Genomic DNA, 1,415 nt, shown 5'->3' with positions numbered 1-1,415 from the left:
CGTCTTCACACACCGCAATCTGGCCTTTCGACTCAAATTGCTTGGGTGTTATATGGTCAAGCCTCACGGGCAATTAGTATTGGTTAGCTCAACGCCTCACAGCGCTTACACACCCAACCTATCAACGTCGTAGTCTTCGACGGCCCTTCAGGGAACTCAAGGTTCCAGTGAGATCTCATCTTGAGGCTAGTTTCCCGCTTAGATGCTTTCAGCGGTTATCTATTCCGAACATAGCTACCCGGCAATGCCACTGGCGTGACAACCGGAACACCAGAGGTTCGTCCACTCCGGTCCTCTCGTACTAGGAGCAGCCCCTCTCAAATCTCAAACGTCCACGGCAGATAGGGACCGAACTGTCTCACGACGTTCTAAACCCAGCTCGCGTACCACTTTAAATGGCGAACAGCCATACCCTTGGGACCGGCTTCAGCCCCAGGATGTGATGAGCCGACATCGAGGTGCCAAACACCGCCGTCGATATGAACTCTTGGGCGGTATCAGCCTGTTATCCCCGGAGTACCTTTTATCCGTTGAGCGATGGCCCTTCCATACAGAACCACCGGATCACTAAGACCTACTTTCGTACCTGCTCGACGTGTCTGTCTCGCAGTCAAGCGCGCTTTTGCCTTTATACTCTACGACCGATTTCCGACCGGTCTGAGCGCACCTTCGTACTCCTCCGTTACTCTTTAGGAGGAGACCGCCCCAGTCAAACTACCCACCATACACTGTCCTCGATCCGGATAACGGACCTGAGTTAGAACCTCAAAGTTGCCAGGGTGGTATTTCAAGGATGGCTCCACGCAGACTGGCGTCCACGCTTCAAAGCCTCCCACCTATCCTACACAAGCAAATTCAAAGTCCAGTGCAAAGCTATAGTAAAGGTTCACGGGGTCTTTCCGTCTAGCCGCGGATACACTGCATCTTCACAGCGATTTCAATTTCACTGAGTCTCGGGTGGAGACAGCGCCGCCATCGTTACGCCATTCGTGCAGGTCGGAACTTACCCGACAAGGAATTTCGCTACCTTAGGACCGTTATAGTTACGGCCGCCGTTTACCGGGGCTTCGATCAAGAGCTTCGCGTTAGCTAACCCCATCAATTAACCTTCCGGCACCGGGCAGGCGTCACACCCTATACGTCCACTTTCGTGTTTGCAGAGTGCTGTGTTTTTAATAAACAGTCGCAGCGGCCTGGTATCTTCGACCGGCATGAGCTTACGGAGCAAGTCCTTCACCCTCACCGGCGCACCTTCTCCCGAAGTTACGGTGCCATTTTGCCTAGTTCCTTCACCCGAGTTCTCTCAAGCGCCTTGGTATTCTCTACCCAACCACCTGTGTCGGTTTGGGGTACGGTTCCTGGTTACCTGAAGCTTAGAAGCTTTTCTTGGAAGCATGGCATCAACCACTTCGTTA

General features: G+C 53.0%; 1 rRNA gene. It reads right to left on the bottom strand.

Features of this window, described 5'->3' with window-relative positions:
• Positions 1-52 precede the first annotated feature (52 nt).
• Positions 53-1,415 (bottom strand): 23S ribosomal RNA (locus tag JJD66_RS27865); the annotation flags it as partial.

The organism is Pseudomonas sp. MF6751 (genome assembly GCF_016613265.1).
GTDB classification, from domain to species: Bacteria; Pseudomonadota; Gammaproteobacteria; order Pseudomonadales; family Pseudomonadaceae; genus Aquipseudomonas; species Aquipseudomonas fluorescens_BV.
This window is presented reverse-complemented; position numbering and strand designations above follow the sequence as displayed.